The sequence below is a fragment of the Telluria mixta genome (genome assembly GCF_029223865.1).
Taxonomy (GTDB): Bacteria; Pseudomonadota; Gammaproteobacteria; order Burkholderiales; family Burkholderiaceae_D; genus Telluria; species Telluria mixta.
In genome coordinates this window covers 1,979,159-1,994,895 of the sequence record NZ_CP119520.1, presented here as the reverse complement: position 1 = coordinate 1,994,895, position 15,737 = coordinate 1,979,159, and the positions used below count along the sequence as shown (strand labels likewise).

Genomic DNA, 15,737 nt, shown 5'->3' with positions numbered 1-15,737 from the left:
TAGGAAATTTAACGTTTTATTGTCGAAATAGTTTGTAGTTTTTACACCCGATATAAGCGAGCGCAAGGCCGGAAGAGTTTGACTATGGCTCCGATAACACCTTATAATCCCGCTGATTCATGTAATTACCATACCGTTACACGGTTCCACCACGGCTGGCGCGAAAAGAACAGAAAAATGCTGCGCTTGGTCTCCCTGCAAATTCTGGCAACACTTGTGGCCGGCGTAATCGCCGGACTGCTTGGGGGGTGGGCTGCGATGTTTTCGGCGGTACTTGGCGGGATGTGTTGTGTCGTGCCCAATGGCATCATGGCGTTTCGCCTGTTCGCCAGTTCACAAAAAGTGGGCGGTCCAAACCCTGCCACATTTTTCATCTGGGAATTTGTAAAGATTGCTTTAACGCTCGCGCTGCTGTACGCAACGGCGCGGCTGTACCACGGCCTGAACTGGCTGGCCCTGCTGGGCGGGTTCATCGTGGCGCTGAAAAGTTACATCATTTTATTATTTGGGCATAAACAATGACGAACACGGTAGAAACCGCGGCGGAGCATGCGCCAACCGCAGGCGAATATATCCAGCACCACCTGGGCCACTTCACCAAAGGTCACCAGTCCTTCGTGGTCGACTTCAGCGTATTGAACCTCGACACGATCTTCTGGTCGGTTCTGACTGGCGTGATCGCACTGGCGATCATGTTGGTCGCCGCTCGTCGTGCGACCTCGGGCGTACCGGGCCGTTTCCAGGGTCTGTTCGAATCCATCGTCGAGATGGTCGAAGACCAGTCGAAATCGATCGTCCACGGCGACCGCCGCTTCATCGCGCCGCTGGCACTGACCGTGTTCGTCTGGGTGTTCCTGATGAACTCGATGGACTTCCTGCCGGTCGACCTGTTCGCCGGCCTGTTCCGCGCCCTCGGCATGGGTGAGCCGCATTTCCGTATCGTCCCGACCGCCGACCTGAACGGCACCATGGGCATTGCACTGGGCGTCCTGGCCGTTGTCCTGTACTACAACGTCAAGATCAAAGGCATCGGTGGCTGGATCCACGAATTGTTCGCCGCACCGTTCGGCATCTGGCTCGCGCCGGCCAACCTGCTCCTGAACATCATCGAATACGCAGCACGCACGGTGTCGCTCGGCATGCGACTGTTCGGCAACATGTACGCCGGCGAACTGCTGTTCCTGTTGATTGCTCTGCTCGGTTCCACGCTCACCGTGTTCGGTATCGTCGGCCACATCATTGCGGGTTCGATCTGGGCAATCTTCCACATCCTGATCGTGCTTCTCCAGGCATTCATCTTCATGATGCTGACGCTGGTGTATATCGGTCAGGCCCACGAGAGCCACTGACCGACGCGATCGCAAGAACGAACAAGATAGTGGTAGTAAAGAAGTTGTAAATTTTTAATTTTTTAAATAACTTTTGGAGTAAATCTAATGACTGACTATTCTTACGTTGCGCTGGCTTGCGGTCTGATCATCGGCCTGGGTGCAATCGGTGCCTGTATCGGTATCGCTCTGATGGGCGGCAAATACCTGGAAGCTTCGGCACGTCAGCCTGAACTGATGAATACCCTGCAGACCAAGATGTTCCTGCTGGCCGGTCTGATCGACGCGGCATTCCTGATCGGCGTCGGTATCGCCATGCTGTTCGCGTTCGCAAATCCGTTCCACGCCTAATCGAATCATCATTCGGTTCTGAACAGCCGAACCCCCCAGGTTCGGCATCCGTTTTTGTGAGAAGGAATTTACCGTGAACTTGAACGCAACTTTATTTGTTCAGTTCGTGGTCTTCTTCATCCTGGTGTTCGTCACGATGAAATTCGTGTGGCCACCGGTGATGAAAGCGCTCGACGAGCGCGCCGAGAGGATCGCGAACGGTTTGGCCGCAGCAGACCGCGGGAAGGTGGAACTGGCCGCCGCCGAAAAGCGCATCGCCGCCGAACTGGCCGCGACGCGTGACGAAAGCGCCAAGCGCATCGCCGACGCCGAAAAGCGCGCCGCCGCGATCATCGAAGAAGCCAAGCAGCAGGCAAGTGTCGAAGCCGCACGCATCGTCGAAGGTGCCAAGGCCGACGCCGAACAGCAGGTTACCCGCGCGCGCGAAGAACTGCGTGCCCAGGTGGCTGCCCTGGCCGTCGCCGGTGCCGAGCAGATCCTGAAGCGCGAAGTCAATGCAGCGGCCCACGCCGACCTGCTGAACCGCCTGTCGACCGAGCTCTGATCATGGCTGAACTCGCAACCGTCGCCCGCCCTTACGCCGAAGCCCTGTTCCGCGTCGCCCAGCAGGGCGACCTGGCCGCCTGGTCGGCCACCGTCGCGGAACTGGCGCTGATCGGTGCCAATCCGGATGTGCAGGCTTTTGCTGCCAATCCGAACGTCAAGCAAGCACAGCTGGCCGATACGATTGCGTCCCTGGTCAAGTCGCCGCTGAACGCTGAAGCGAAGAACTTTATCGCGATGCTGGCCGAGAATGGCCGCGTTGCCCTGCTGCCGGAAATCGGTGCCCAATTCGCTGTGCTCAAGAATGCACAGGAAGGCGCCGCCGACGCGACGATCCATAGCGCGTTTGAACTTTCGGCCGATCAGCTCAACCAGCTGGTCGCCACGCTGGAAAAGAAATTTGGCCGCAAGCTGAACCCCACGGTCGTGGTCGATCCGTCGCTGATCGGTGGCGTGCGCGTGGTCGTCGGCGATGAAGTGCTCGATACCTCGGTCCGCGCGAAGCTGCAGCAGATGCACAACGCGCTGGTTGCCTGAGAATCGCTAGACAAGCACCGTCGCCGCGTCCAGGACTTGCCCTACGCATCAAGAAACTATTAGGAGTTAGCACTCATGCAACTTAATTCGTCTGAAATCAGCGAACTGATCAAGAGCCGCATCCAGGGCCTCGAAGGTCAGGCTGATGTTCGTAACCAAGGCACGGTGATCTCCGTCGCCGACGGTATCTGCCGCATCCATGGTCTGTCGGACGTGATGCAGGGCGAGATGCTGGAATTCCCGGGCAACACCTTCGGCCTCGCCATGAACCTCGAGCGCGACTCGGTCGGCGCCGTGATCCTGGGCGCCTACGAAGGCATCTCGGAAGGCGACACCGTCAAGACCACGGGCCGCATCCTGGAAGTGCCGATCGGTCCGGAACTGCGCGGCCGCGTCGTCAACGCACTGGGCCAGCCGATCGACGGCAAGGGTCCGGTCGACGCCAAGCTGACCGCCCCGATCGAAAAGATCGCCCCGGGCGTGATCGCCCGTGAATCCGTCTCGCAGCCGCTGCAGACCGGTATCAAGTCGATCGACGCGATGGTGCCGATCGGCCGTGGCCAGCGCGAGCTGATCATCGGCGACCGCCAGACCGGTAAATCGGCTGTCGCTGTCGACGCGATCATCAACCAGAAGGGCCAGAACGTCACCTGCGTGTACGTCGCAATCGGCCAGAAGGCATCGACCATCAAGAACATCGTCCGCTCGCTGGAAGAGCACGGCGCGATGGAATACACGATCGTCGTCGCCGCATCGGCGTCCGAATCGGCTGCAATGCAATACATCTCGGCCTACTCGGGCTGCGCGATGGGCGAATACTTCCGCGACCGCGGCGAAGACGCGCTGATCGTGTACGACGACCTGTCGAAGCAGGCAGTCGCTTATCGCCAGATCTCGCTGCTGCTGCGCCGTCCGCCGGGCCGCGAAGCGTACCCGGGCGACGTGTTCTACCTGCACAGCCGTCTGCTGGAGCGTGCCGCACGCGTCAACGCCGACTACGTCGAAGCCTTCACCGGCGGCGCCGTCAAGGGCAAGACCGGTTCGCTGACCGCACTGCCGATCATCGAAACGCAAGCGGGCGACGTCTCGGCATTCGTGCCGACCAACGTGATCTCGATTACCGACGGCCAGATCTTCCTGGAAACCTCGCTGTTCAACGCCGGTATCCGTCCGGCGATCAACGCAGGTATCTCGGTGTCGCGCGTCGGTGGCGCAGCCCAGACCAAGGTCATCAAGGGCCTGTCCGGCGGTATCCGTACCGACCTGGCACAGTACCGTGAACTGGCCGCGTTCGCGCAGTTCGCATCGGACCTGGACGAATCGACCCGCAAGCAGCTGGACCGCGGTGCGCGCGTGACCGAACTGCTGAAGCAGAAGCAGTACTCGCCGCTGCCGATCTCGCTGATGGCCGCTTCGCTGTTCGCCGTCAACAAGGGCTTCTTCGACAGCATCGACGTCAAGCGCGTGCTGGACTTCGAAGCGGGCCTGCACGGCTTCCTGAAGTCGAGCCACGGCGCGCTGCTGTCGAAGATCGAAGAGACCAAGGCACTGGACAAGGACAGCGAAGCAGCGCTGGCCGCCGCCGTCGCCGATTTCAAGAAGTCGTTCTAAGACCGGCTTATTGATGGATCTCGGGACGGGGAGCAATCCCCGTCCACTTAAGGAGTAAGGGCTCATGGCAGCAGGCAAAGAGATACGAGGCAAGATCAAGAGCGTAGAAAATACGAAGAAGATCACCAAGGCGATGGAAATGGTCGCCGCGTCCAAGATGCGCAAGGCGCAGGACCGGATGCGCGCCGCCCGTCCCTACAGCGAGAAGGTCCGTAACATCACGGCCAACCTCGCCACTGCGAACCCGGAGTACACCCACGCGTTCATGGCGCAAGCCAAGGACGTCGAGGCGAAAGCCGTCGGCTTCATCGTCGTCACGACCGACAAGGGTCTGTGCGGCGGCATGAACACCAACGTGCTGCGCCAGGTGACGCAGAAGTCCCGCGAGCTGGAAAGCACGGGCAAACGCATTGAAGCCGTTGCAATCGGCAATAAAGGTCTGGGTTTCCTGAACCGTGTCGGCGTGAAGGTCGTGTCGAGCGTCACCCAGATCGGCGACACCCCGCACCTGGAAAAGCTGATCGGCCCGATCAAGGTCATGCTCGACGCTTACCAGGATGGTCAGCTGGACGCGGTGTACCTGTGCTACACCAAGTTCATCAACACCATGCGCCAGGAACCGGTCATCGAGCAGTTGCTCCCGCTGCCGGCCGGTCACCTGGAAGCGGACAGCGGCGCCCACTCGTGGGACTACATCTACGAGCCGGACGCGCAAGTCGTGATCGACGAGCTGCTGGTCCGTTACGTGGAAGCGCTGATCTACCAGGCGGTGGCCGAGAACCTGGCGTCCGAGCAATCGGCGCGTATGGTGGCGATGAAGGCCGCGACCGACAACGCGGGTAACGTCATCGGCGAGCTGAAGCTGGTCTACAACAAGACCCGCCAGGCGGCGATTACCAAAGAACTCTCCGAGATCGTGTCGGGCGCAGCTGCGATCAGCAGCTGAGCGACGTAGCGACCTCACGAAACGACATTAAAACTATATCTGAAGGAACGAAAATGGCTGATGGCAAAATCGTTCAGTGTATCGGCGCGGTGGTTGACGTGGAATTCCCGCGCGACGCCATGCCGAAGGTGTATGACGCACTGAAAATGGAAGGCTCCGAACTGACGCTGGAAGTGCAGCAGCAGCTGGGCGACGGCATCGTCCGCACCATCGCGCTGGGCAGCTCGGAAGGCCTGCGTCGCGGCATGACCATCCAGAACACCGGCAACCCGATCATGGTCCCGGTTGGTCCGGCCACGCTGGGCCGCATCATGGACGTGCTGGGCAACCCGATCGACGAGCGCGGTCCGGTCAGCCAGGAACGCACCGCGTCGATCCACCGTACCGCCCCGCAGTACGACGAGCTGTCGCCGTCGCAAGACCTGCTGGAAACCGGCATCAAGGTGATCGACCTGGTCTGCCCGTTCGCCAAAGGCGGTAAGGTCGGCCTGTTCGGCGGCGCCGGCGTCGGCAAGACCGTGAACATGATGGAACTGATCAACAACATCGCTAAAGCGCACTCGGGTCTGTCCGTGTTCGCCGGCGTGGGTGAGCGTACCCGTGAAGGTAACGACTTCTACCACGAAATGGCCGATGCGAAGGTCGTCGATCTGGACAACCTGGGCAACTCGAAGGTCGCGATGGTCTACGGCCAGATGAACGAACCGCCGGGCAACCGTCTGCGCGTCGCGCTGACCGGCCTGACGATGGCGGAAGCGTTCCGTGACGAAGGCAAGGACGTTCTGTTCTTCGTCGACAACATCTACCGTTACACGCTGGCCGGTACCGAAGTGTCGGCACTGCTGGGCCGTATGCCGTCCGCCGTGGGCTACCAGCCGACGCTGGCCGAAGAAATGGGCCGCCTGCAAGAGCGCATCACGTCGACCAAGACCGGTTCGATCACCTCGATCCAGGCCGTGTACGTCCCTGCGGACGACTTGACCGACCCGTCGCCTGCCACGACCTTCGCCCACCTGGACTCGACCGTCGTTCTGTCGCGTGACATCGCCTCGCTGGGTATCTACCCGGCCGTGGACCCGCTGGACTCGACCTCGCGCCAGCTGGACCCGCTGGTCGTCGGCGAAGAGCACTACACGACTGCGCGCGCCGTGCAGGGCACCCTGCAGCGCTACAAGGAACTGCGTGACATCATCGCGATTCTGGGCATGGACGAACTGGCACCGGAAGACAAGCTGGTCGTCGCACGCGCACGTAAGATGCAGCGTTTCCTGTCGCAGCCGTTCCACGTCGCTGAAGTGTTCACCGGCGCACCGGGCAAGTACGTCTCGCTGAAAGACACGATCAAGGGCTTCAAGATGATCGCGTCGGGCGAGCTGGACCACCTGCCGGAGCAGGCGTTCTACATGGTCGGCACCATCGAAGAAGCGATCGAGAAGGCCAAGAAGCTGGCTGCCTAATCGCTAGCCTCTTCAAAGGACACTTATGGCAAATACCATTCACGTTGACGTCGTCTCGGCCGAAGAGCAGATCTTTTCGGGCGAAGCGGAATTCGTCGCGTTGCCGGGTGAATCGGGTGAGCTGGGTATCTACCCGATGCACACCCCCTTGATCACGCGCATCCGCCCGGGTGCCGTGCGCATCAAAGTGGCGGGCCGCAGCGACGAAGAGTTCGTGTTCGTCGCCGGCGGCATCCTGGAAGTCCAGCCGAAAGGCGTGACCGTCCTCGCCGACACCGCGATCCGCGGCGCCGACCTGGACGAAGCGAAAGCCCAGGAAGCCAAGCGCAAGGCCGAAGAGCTGATGGTCAACAAGGAATCGGCAATCGACTACGCCAAGGCGCAAGCCGAACTGGCGGCGGCGGTCGCCCAGCTGGCCGCCATCGCCAAGCTGCGTCATAAAGGACGCTGATCGCTGTTGTTCGAGCGCTCAAAAAAAAGGCAGCCCTGGCTGCCTTTTTTATTTCCCGGAACCGGGGTCAGAGCCCGGTTTTGGGAAATAGCCCGCGAGCCGTTGCCGAAATTCGGGCTCTGACCCCGGTGTAAGCGGCGCCGTCCGAAGATGCAAACCTGATAAGCTGGCATCAACGACAAGACGACGAGTAATCACATGCGAACCATCGAACAAATCCTCCGCGCCGCCCGGACCGTGGCCGTCGTCGGGCTCTCGAACAAGCCCGAACGCGCCAGCCTGGAAGTCGCCAGCTACCTGCAGGGGCAGGGCTACCGCATCATCCCCATCAATCCCGCGTACGCCGGCCAGGAGATCCTCGGCGAGACCGTCTACGGCACGCTCCAGGAAGCGGCCGATGCGCTCGCGTCGTCCGGTACGCGCATCGACATCGTCGATTGCTTCCGCAAATCCGAAGAGATCCCGCCGATCGCCAAGGACGCCATCGACGTGCGCGCCGGGTGCCTGTGGATGCAGCTCGGCATCGAGAACCAGGTCGCCGCCGACCTGGCCCGGGCCGCGGGCCTGGACGTGGTCATGAACCACTGCATGCTGATCGAGCACCGCAAGCTGGGAGAACAGGCCGCATGAGCATGCTGGAACGCTTCCGCGCACCCAAGCACCTGGAATTGCGCGACAAGGATGCCGGCGATACCCCGCTGCGCGACGACAAGAAGGGCAAGCTCAAGAATGGCGAGATCAAGGAGCGCGAGCGGGTGCTCACTGCCGAGCTGACGGCCGAAGTGGCCAAGCTGCAGGAAAAGTTGTATGCGGCGCGCGACCAGAAGCTGCTGCTGATCCTGCAGGGGATGGACACCTCCGGCAAGGACGGCACCGTGCGTGCGCTGTTCTCGCAGATCAATCCGATGGGCCTGCACGCCACCGGCTTCGTGGCGCCGACCGAGAAGGAAAAGGCCCACGATTTCCTCTGGCGCGTGCACGCGCGCGTGCCGGCCAAGGGAGAAATCGGGATCTTCAACCGCAGCCATTACGAAGACGTGCTCGTGCCGCGCATTCTCGGCACGCTGGACGGGAAGGACCTCGACCGCCGCTACGCCCAGATCCGCGACTTCGAACGCATGCTGGCCGAGACGGGGACGACGGTCATGAAGGTCTTCCTGCACATCTCGAAGGACGAGCAGCGCGAGCGCCTGCAGGCACGCCTGGACGATCCCGAGAAGCACTGGAAGTTCGACCCGGCCGACCTTACCGCGCGCGAAAAATGGGACGTCTACCAGGACGCCTACGCCGACGCGATCAACGCGACGGACGGCGACCACGCGCCGTGGTACATCGTGCCGGCGGATTCGAAGACGCACCGCAACCTGATCATCGCCCACCTGATGCTGGAGACCATGCAGGGCATGAAGCTCGAGTGGCCTGAGCCGAAGGCGGACATGGCCAAGGTAAGGATAGACAACTGAGTCGACGGGTGAGATTGGCATAGAATGGAGATCCACCAACCCGTACGATCTCCGACCATGTTCAAGTCCACCGCTTTGCTGCTTTCCCTCGGCGCCGCCGCGACGTTTTCCACGCTGACGGCGGCACCCGCGCTGGCGCAGACGCCGGCCGCCCAGCCCGCGGCTCACCCGGCCAGCTGCCCGGCCGTGCTGAAGCACACCTTCAACCGCCTGCAGGACGAAACGCCGCAGGACCTGTGCCAATACAGCGGCAAGGTCGTGCTGGTGGTGAACACGGCCAGCTACTGCGGTTTCACCAAGCAGTACGAAGGCCTGGAAAAGCTGTACGCGAAATACGCGCCGCGCGGCCTCGTCGTGCTGGGCTTCCCGTCGAACGACTTCAAACAGGAAGACGCGGACGCGAAGAAAATCGCCGACCTCTGCTACAACACGTACGGCGTGAAGTTCCCGATGTTCACCAGCACCGTCGTCTCCGGCGATAAAGCCAATCCGCTGTACTCGGAGCTGATCAAGGCGACGGGCAACCAGCCCAAGTGGAACTTCAACAAATACCTGATCGACCGCAACGGCAAAGTCATCGACTACTTCCCGAGCAAGGTGACGCCGGAAGATCCGACCCTCGTCGGCAAGATCGAGCAGGCACTGAAGGGCTGAGCTTCTCTTGACCGGTGACAGGTTTATCGTAATAACCCGCATACCTTCATGGTCATTTTGATGCACATCAACGATTTTGTTGAGGTGGCTCAATAGACTGATCTTCGTTGAACAACAACACGAAGAAAGGTCTCACCATGAAGAAGTCGATGCTGAAACTGGTGTTCGCCGCCCTGGGTCTCGTCGGGGCTGCCGTGCCCGCACTGGCGCAGGAATCGCCGTGGCTGGTGCGCGCGCGGGCGGTGCACATCGATCCGGCCGACAAGTCCGATCCCGTCGGCGGTACCGGCGCGAGCGACCGCCTGCACGTCGGCGACAAGTGGATCCCTGAAGTCGACATCTCCTATTTTTTTACGCCCAACTGGGCCGCGGAGCTCGTCCTCACGGTGCCGCAAAAGCATGACGTCACGCTGGACGGCAAGCGCATCGGCAGCTTCAAGCACGTGCCGCCGACCCTGCTGGCGCAATACCACTTCCTGCCTGGCGCGCAGATCGACCCATACGTCGGCGCCGGCATCAATTACACCCTGATTTCCAAGGTCGACATCCTGGATGGCGCCGGACGCCTCGAGCACGACAGCATCGGCGCGGCGCTGCAGGCCGGCGTCGACATCCGCATCGACAAACAATGGTCGGTCAATCTCGACGTGAAGAAGGTACAGATCCGCAGCGACGTCGACATCAACGGCGCACGCGCGAGCCGCGTGAAGATCGATCCGGTGCTGTTAGGCGCCGGCATCGGCTACCGGTTCTGACCCCCGTAACGAACCCCGCTTCCTCCAAAAGCGTGCCGGCCGTAACAGGCCGGTTTTGGCCGGCCTCATGTCGGCCTTTTTTATTTGCGCAGCACCGCGCGCAGCGGCCCGCGTAAGGCGTTGCAGACGACGATCTCCTGCGCGCGCGCAAGGCTGTCGCGCGTGAGCGGGCATTCGATCGCGCCCCAGGCCGGATCGTCCAGCAGCACGCCGCGCATCACGCCGGGCAGTACGCCGGACGACAGCGGCGGCGTGTACCAGTGGCCACCGATCTTCACGAACACGTTGCTGCGGCCACCCTCCGTCAGTTCGCCGCGTTCGTTGAAGAACAGCGTGTCGAAGGCGCCGGCGCTTTCCGCCGCGCGCCAGGCGGCGTCGTAGCGGCTGCGGATGCTCGTTTTATGACGCAGGAAGACGTCGTGCGCGCGCGTGGGCGCGTCGGCCAGCAGCACGGCGACCGGTTCGGCGAGGGGCGCCAGCGCGCCCGTCTGCACGACGATCTCGCCGTCCGGGCGCAGCGCGAGCCGTACGCGGTGCGGGGCGTCGTCCGGCAGCACAGCGCACGCTTCCATTGCGGCAGCGCGCGCCAGCTCCGGCTTGAACGGGTGACCGAAATACGCGGCGGACGCGCCAAGGCGCGCGAGGTGGCGCTCCAGATGGCGGCAGCCGTCCGCGCGCGTGCCGTAGATGGTCTCGAAGATCTCGAAGTCGTTCGCCAGGCCCGTGAGGAAGCCCGCCTTGAGCCGGCATTCGGCAAACTCGGCGCCCGCGTCGCTGTCGTACACGATGCCCGCGCCGACCCCGAGTTCGCCGTGCCGCACGCCGTTCTGTTCCGGCTGCAAGGTCAGGGTGCGGATCGGGACGGATAAACAGAAGTCGCCGAACCGCGCATTCTGCAGCGTCCCGAACCCGTTGCCCGCCGGCGGATCGATCCAGCCGATCGCGCCCGTATAGATGCCGCGCGCGGCCGGTTCCAGTTCGCGGATGATTTCCATCGTGCGGCGCTTGGGTGCGCCCGTGATCGAGCCGCAGGGATACAGGGCGGTAAAGATGTCCTGCAACGTGGTGCCCGGCGCGAGCTGGGCCTGCACGGTGGACGTCATCTGCAGCACGCTGCTGTAGCGCTTCACCTCGAACAGCGCCGGCACGCCCACGCTGCCGGTGCGCGCGATGCGTCCCAGGTCGTTGCGCAGCAGGTCGACGATCATGAGGTTCTCGGCGCGGTTCTTCGGATCGGCTGCCAGGTGCTGCGCGCGTACGGCGTTCACCACGTCGTCCGTGTCGGCCGGCGCGGTGCCCTTCATCGGACGCGCCAGCAGCCGGCCGGCATCGTGGCGCACGAACAGTTCGGGCGACAGCGACAGCACTGCGCGTCCATCCGGTAGGGCAATGAGCGCACCGTAGGGCACCGGCTGGCGTGCGCGCAGGCGCGCGTACAGCTGTTTGATGTCGCCGAAGGCGTCGAAGCGGAGACGGTACGTGTAATTGACCTGGTACGTGTCGCCGGCTGCGATGTAGTCGCGGATGCGGTCGATGGCCTGCGCGAACGTGGCTTCGTCGACGTTGGCGCGCACGGCGCCGATGCCGGCCGGGGTGTCCGGTGCGCTCGTGGCCAGCCAGGCGTCGACCTGGTCCGCATCCAGCATCGTGTAGCGCTCGAACAGCAGCACCTGGGCCAGCGGCGCATGCAGCTCGCGCGGCGGTGCGATGCCGAGCAGCTGCTCGCCCAGTTCATACGTCAGCACCGGCACGGCGTGCAGGCCGCGCGCGAGGGCGTCCTGCACGCCGTCCAGCAGGCGCGGCCAGTCTTCCACGCGCTGGCACGCCAGCATGCCCGCATAGCCCTCGTACAGGCGCGAGCGCGCCTGCGCATGGCCTTCGGGGCTCGCGTCGTCGAGCAGGGCGAACACGGTGGCATCCATGGCGGTGGTCAGGCGAGGAGAAGGGCCAGCTGCAGCGGGCTGTTCTCGGTGGGGTGTTGTTTGAAACCGCTCTTGGCGTAGCGGTGCCAGCGTCCGGTCACGTACGCGACGAGCATCCCGGCGCGCGCGGCCACGTCTTCCTCGCGGCCGTGGCCCTGCGTGCTGGCCACGCGCAGCGCCTGCTTGAACGCCAGCTCGACCTTGTCGTAGAACTGGTTCATGCGCACGACCAGGCGGTCGTCTTCGCCGACGAGGGCGTCGCCGATCAGCACGCGCGTCATGCCCGGATTGTTGACGGAGAACGACAGCAGGATCTGCAGCATCGCATGCGCCTGCGCGAGGCCGTTGTCCTCGCGTTCCGCGACCTGGTTGAACAGGGTGAACACGGTACCCTCGATGAATTCGATCAGGCCCTCGAACATCTGCGCCTTGCTGGCGAAATGGCGATACAGGGCCGCTTCCGACACCGACAGCCGGGCGGCCAGCGCCGCCGTCGTGATCTTCTCGCCCTTCGGGTGTTCGAGCATGGCCGCCAGGGCCTGGAGGATCTGCTGTTTGCGTTGGCCCGGCTTGGTGCTTGCCATGTTGTTAGAGGTTCTCCGTGTTGTATCTGGGTGCGAGCCGGCGCAGGTGCGCGGGCAGCTTGAGCACGGATTTTACTTTGACATCGACGTAACCGGGGCGTTTGACCATCTTCGGCAACGGGGCTTTGCCGATCGGATCGCTGAAGCGCAGGTATTGCGTGACCCACGCCGTGCGCACGCCGAGCTGCTTGGCGCGCTTGAGGTTCATGAGGGTGTCCTCGACGAGGATGCAGCGCCCGGCCGCCACGCGATGGCGCCGCAGCAGGCGGCGCAGCATCAGCTTCGACGGCTTGGGACGCAGCTGGCCGTGCACGCGCATGTCCTCGATCGAGACATGGTGGGCGAACTGGCGCTGCAGCCCGATGTGGCGCACGACGCCCGTCGAATACGCGGTCGGCGCGTTCGTCAGCAGGATCTTGCGGCCGGGCAGGCGGCGCAGCAGGCGCTCCAGGCCGCGCTCGTAGCGCACCAGCTCGTGCAGCGCGCCGATGTCGTGCGTCTGGCGCAGGAAGTCGGCCGCGTCCACGCGGTGGTGGCGAATCATGCCCAGCAGCGTCGCGCCGTAGCGCTTCCAGTAGCCGACGCGGGCCGCATCGACCGCTTCCCGGCTTGCGGGCGTGACGCCGTCGCCGAGCACGCGCGCGATGTACGTGTTCATGTTGGCGCTAATCGCCGGAAAGATCGCGTGCGATGCATCGTGCAGCGTGTTGTCGAGGTCGAACAGCCAGACAGGCGAGAGGGGCTTGGACACGGGAACGAAAAACGAACAGTGGAATCGCGATTATATCGGGCCGGCGTCAAAGGCTTCCTCTGATACAGCTCGCAGGTGGGCTAAGCGGGCTCATCCACAATGAGTCAAGGATGACTTCAGTGAGGTGTCCATGCGTCGCTTCTTCCACCTGATTCTGGTGTGCCTGCTGGCCACGCCGCTGGCCCACGCAACCGACCGCGGCGCCCTGTTCCGGCTCACGCTGGACGGCCACGTGATGCATCTGTTCGGCACCTTGCACGTCGGCCTGCCGGACTTCTATCCACTCGAAGACCGCCTCACGGGCGCGCTGGCCGAAGCATCGACGCTGGCGCTCGAGATCGATCCCGACCAGCCGCGCGCCGACCTGCAGCATGCGCTGCGCACGTACGGCATGCTGGCGCCCGGCAATCCCGCCTACGACAGCCTGCCGCCCCTGCAGAAGCGGCGCCTCGACAGGCTGTTGCAGCAGGGCGGGCTCGACGCGTCATCGATGCTGGCCTTCAAACCGGTGCTGCTGGCGACGATGCTCACGTTGGCCGAATACACGCGCCAGGGCTACCGGGCCGACCTGTCGAGCGATGCGTGGCTCGCGCGCCAGGCGCGCCGGCGCCACGTCCGCGTGCTGGCACTGGAATCGCTGGGCGGCCAGCTGGCGCTGCTGGACCGCCTGCCGGTGCCGGACCGCTGGCGTTTTCTGGAAGAGATGATGGACACGATCGAATCCGGTGCCCAGCGTACGGAAGCGCGCGAAGTCGTGCGGGCCTGGAGCACGGCGGACCGGCAGGCGCTCGACCGGATGGCGGATAAATGCGAGACGGACCGGAGCGTGTCCGGCCGTTTCGTGACCCAGGTGTTGCTCAAGGAGAGAAACGCCGGCCTGGCCGAGCGCCTGCTGCAATTGCTGCAGGCGGAAGACCGGACCGTGGCCGCGATCGGTGTGCTGCACTTGCTGGGGACGGGGAGTGTGCCGGCTTTGCTTGAACAAAGCGGGGTAACGATCGAGCGGATCTATTGAGCGTTGACGGGATGCAGAAACAAAAAAGGGTCCGACGAATCGGACCCTTTTTCTAAATTCTGGCGGAGCGGACGGGGCTCGAACCCGCGACCCCCGGCGTGACAGGCCGGTATTCTAACCAACTGAACTACCGCTCCAGCTTTTACTGCAATCTCGCATTCTGACGCTTGTCATCGCGCCGCGAGTGTCCTGCATTCCTGCCGCGCAAACGCGCAGCGTGGACAAGATGCTTGTCTTATCCGTTACGTCAGGCATCGGGGATACCAAAACAGGCGGGAATCTGGACAAATCCTGGTGCCCTTGACGTGGATTGAACACGTGGCCTCTCCCTTACCAAGGGAGTGCTCTACCACTGAGCTACAAGGGCAGTGATTTTTGTGGCGCCGTTAAGACGCCACAGAAATTCAGTGCGAGCGGATCATAGTGCCAAAAGCCTGTTCGGTCAAGACTTCCAGCAACAAAGAGTGCTCGATGCGGCCATCGATGATGTGCACGGTGTTCACGCCCGACTTGGCGGCGTCCAGCGCCGACGAGATTTTCGGCAGCATGCCGCCGGAAATCGTGCCGTCCGCGAACATCTCGTCGATCTCGCGTGCCGACAGGTCGGTCACCAGGTTGCCGTTCTTGTCCTGCACGCCGGCGATATTGGTCATCATGATCAGCTTTTCGGCTTTCAGGATTTCCGCGATCTTGCCGGCGACGACGTCGGCATTGATGTTGTAGGCCTGGCCGTCCTGGCCGAAACCGATCGGCGAGATGATCGGGATGAAGGCGTCGTCCTGCAGCGCTTTCACGACGGCCGGATTGATCGCTTCGATTTCGCCGACGAAACCGATGTCGAGGAACTCGCCCGGTTTCTCCTTGTCCGGCATCGCCATCCTGCGTGCACGGATCAGGCCGCCGTCCTTGCCGGTCAGGCCCACGGCCTGGCCACCGTAGTGGTTGATCAGCATGACGATGTCCTGCTGGACTTCGCCGCCCAGCACCCACTCCACCACTTCCATGGTTTCTTCGTCGGTGATGCGCATGCCTTGCACGAAGGTGCCCTGCTTGCCGATTTTCTTCAGGGCGTTGTCGATCTGCGGACCGCCGCCGTGCACCACGACCGGATTCATGCCGACCAGCTTCAGCAGGATGACGTCGCGCGCAAAGCCGTGCTTCAGGCGCTCGTCGGTCATCGCGTTGCCACCGTATTTGATGACGATGGTCTTGCCGTGGAAATTGCGGATGTAGGGGAGTGCTTCGGCCAGGATCTGCGCCTTGATCTGCGGCGAGACCGCAGTCAGGTCGTTGTTCTGGTCGTCACCCGTCAGATTGGTCAGCGTTGCGTTCATTGGGGGTCCGGAAAAGAATTTGCGAGATTTTACAG

Annotated in this window: 18 protein-coding genes and 2 tRNA genes; 14 read left to right on the top strand and 6 right to left on the bottom strand. The window is 62.8% G+C overall.

The window, feature by feature from the left end; genetic code table 11:
- The first annotated feature begins 177 nt into the window (after window positions 1-177).
- The 13 genes from P0M04_RS08865 to P0M04_RS08805 all read left to right on the top strand — a co-directional run bounded on the left by P0M04_RS08865 (window position 178) and on the right by P0M04_RS08805 (window position 10,096).
- On the top strand, window positions 178-522 hold the full coding sequence (locus P0M04_RS08865) for an ATP synthase subunit I (RefSeq protein WP_259451753.1): 345 nt from the start codon (window positions 178-180) through the stop codon (window positions 520-522).
- Window positions 519-1,349: a F0F1 ATP synthase subunit A gene (gene atpB / locus P0M04_RS08860; protein ID WP_259451752.1), complete on the top strand. Its 831-nt coding sequence runs from the start codon at window positions 519-521 to the stop codon at window positions 1,347-1,349. The genes P0M04_RS08865 and atpB overlap by 4 nt, the downstream gene beginning before the upstream one ends.
- 87 nt (window positions 1,350-1,436) lie before the next feature.
- Window positions 1,437-1,679 (top strand): F0F1 ATP synthase subunit C, encoded by a 243-nt coding sequence (gene atpE / locus P0M04_RS08855; RefSeq protein WP_056133842.1) that lies wholly within the window; start codon window positions 1,437-1,439, stop codon window positions 1,677-1,679.
- Window positions 1,680-1,752: 73 nt separating this feature from the next.
- Entirely contained in the window at window positions 1,753-2,223 is a 471-nt protein-coding gene (locus P0M04_RS08850; RefSeq protein ID WP_259451751.1) for a F0F1 ATP synthase subunit B, read from the top strand.
- 2 nt (window positions 2,224-2,225) lie between these two features.
- Window positions 2,226-2,759, top strand: coding sequence for a F0F1 ATP synthase subunit delta (locus tag P0M04_RS08845; RefSeq protein WP_259451750.1), 534 nt, complete (start codon window positions 2,226-2,228; stop codon window positions 2,757-2,759).
- A gap of 75 nt (window positions 2,760-2,834) precedes the next feature.
- Entirely contained in the window at window positions 2,835-4,370 is a 1,536-nt protein-coding gene (gene atpA / locus P0M04_RS08840) for a F0F1 ATP synthase subunit alpha (protein ID WP_259451749.1), read from the top strand.
- Between the two features lie 64 nt (window positions 4,371-4,434).
- Window positions 4,435-5,316: a F0F1 ATP synthase subunit gamma gene (gene atpG / locus P0M04_RS08835; RefSeq protein WP_259451748.1), complete on the top strand. Its 882-nt coding sequence runs from the start codon at window positions 4,435-4,437 to the stop codon at window positions 5,314-5,316.
- A gap of 53 nt (window positions 5,317-5,369) precedes the next feature.
- Window positions 5,370-6,773, top strand: a complete 1,404-nt coding sequence (gene atpD / locus P0M04_RS08830) for a F0F1 ATP synthase subunit beta (RefSeq protein WP_036237211.1) — start codon at window positions 5,370-5,372, stop codon at window positions 6,771-6,773.
- A gap of 25 nt (window positions 6,774-6,798) precedes the next feature.
- Window positions 6,799-7,224, top strand: coding sequence for a F0F1 ATP synthase subunit epsilon (locus tag P0M04_RS08825; RefSeq protein ID WP_259451747.1), 426 nt, complete (start codon window positions 6,799-6,801; stop codon window positions 7,222-7,224).
- 198 nt (window positions 7,225-7,422) lie between these two features.
- Window positions 7,423-7,854 (top strand): CoA-binding protein, encoded by a 432-nt coding sequence (locus P0M04_RS08820; protein ID WP_259451746.1) that lies wholly within the window; start codon window positions 7,423-7,425, stop codon window positions 7,852-7,854.
- The gene (locus P0M04_RS08815) at window positions 7,851-8,687 is read left to right on the top strand and encodes a PPK2 family polyphosphate kinase (protein WP_259451745.1); all 837 of its coding nucleotides are present in this window, start codon (window positions 7,851-7,853) and stop codon (window positions 8,685-8,687) included. The genes P0M04_RS08820 and P0M04_RS08815 overlap by 4 nt, the downstream gene beginning before the upstream one ends.
- Before the next feature lie 57 nt (window positions 8,688-8,744).
- On the top strand, window positions 8,745-9,341 hold the full coding sequence (locus P0M04_RS08810; RefSeq protein ID WP_259451744.1) for a glutathione peroxidase: 597 nt from the start codon (window positions 8,745-8,747) through the stop codon (window positions 9,339-9,341).
- A 137-nt stretch (window positions 9,342-9,478) separates the two neighbouring features.
- A complete protein-coding gene (locus P0M04_RS08805; RefSeq protein ID WP_259451743.1) occupies window positions 9,479-10,096 on the top strand; it encodes an OmpW/AlkL family protein in 618 nt (205 codons plus the stop codon).
- An 80-nt stretch (window positions 10,097-10,176) separates the two neighbouring features.
- On the opposite strand, the gene P0M04_RS08800 is transcribed toward P0M04_RS08805, so the two are convergent.
- Genes P0M04_RS08800 through P0M04_RS08790 form a run of 3 tightly spaced genes read right to left on the bottom strand, consistent with a single transcriptional unit; the run spans window position 10,177 to window position 13,353 of the window.
- Entirely contained in the window at window positions 10,177-12,018 is a 1,842-nt protein-coding gene (locus P0M04_RS08800; protein WP_259451742.1) for a chorismate-binding protein, read from the bottom strand.
- An 8-nt stretch (window positions 12,019-12,026) separates the two neighbouring features.
- Entirely contained in the window at window positions 12,027-12,602 is a 576-nt protein-coding gene (gene slmA / locus P0M04_RS08795; RefSeq protein ID WP_259451741.1) for a nucleoid occlusion factor SlmA, read from the bottom strand.
- A gap of 4 nt (window positions 12,603-12,606) precedes the next feature.
- Complete coding sequence (locus P0M04_RS08790) at window positions 12,607-13,353, bottom strand: HAD-IA family hydrolase (protein WP_259451740.1); 747 nt, start codon at window positions 13,351-13,353, stop codon at window positions 12,607-12,609.
- A 130-nt stretch (window positions 13,354-13,483) separates the two neighbouring features.
- Between P0M04_RS08790 and P0M04_RS08785 the strand changes: the two genes are divergently transcribed.
- Window positions 13,484-14,368, top strand: a complete 885-nt coding sequence (locus P0M04_RS08785) for a TraB/GumN family protein (protein ID WP_259451739.1) — start codon at window positions 13,484-13,486, stop codon at window positions 14,366-14,368.
- 60 nt (window positions 14,369-14,428) lie between these two features.
- Here the strand turns inward: P0M04_RS08785 and P0M04_RS08780 are convergent.
- The 3 genes from P0M04_RS08780 to argB form a co-directional block, all read right to left on the bottom strand.
- A tRNA-Asp gene (locus tag P0M04_RS08780) sits at window positions 14,429-14,505 on the bottom strand.
- Between the two features lie 155 nt (window positions 14,506-14,660).
- Window positions 14,661-14,735 (bottom strand) — tRNA-Thr (locus P0M04_RS08775).
- Between the two features lie 37 nt (window positions 14,736-14,772).
- On the bottom strand, window positions 14,773-15,702 hold the full coding sequence (gene argB / locus P0M04_RS08770; protein WP_156133487.1) for an acetylglutamate kinase: 930 nt from the start codon (window positions 15,700-15,702) through the stop codon (window positions 14,773-14,775).
- Between the last annotated feature and the right edge of the window lie 35 nt (window positions 15,703-15,737).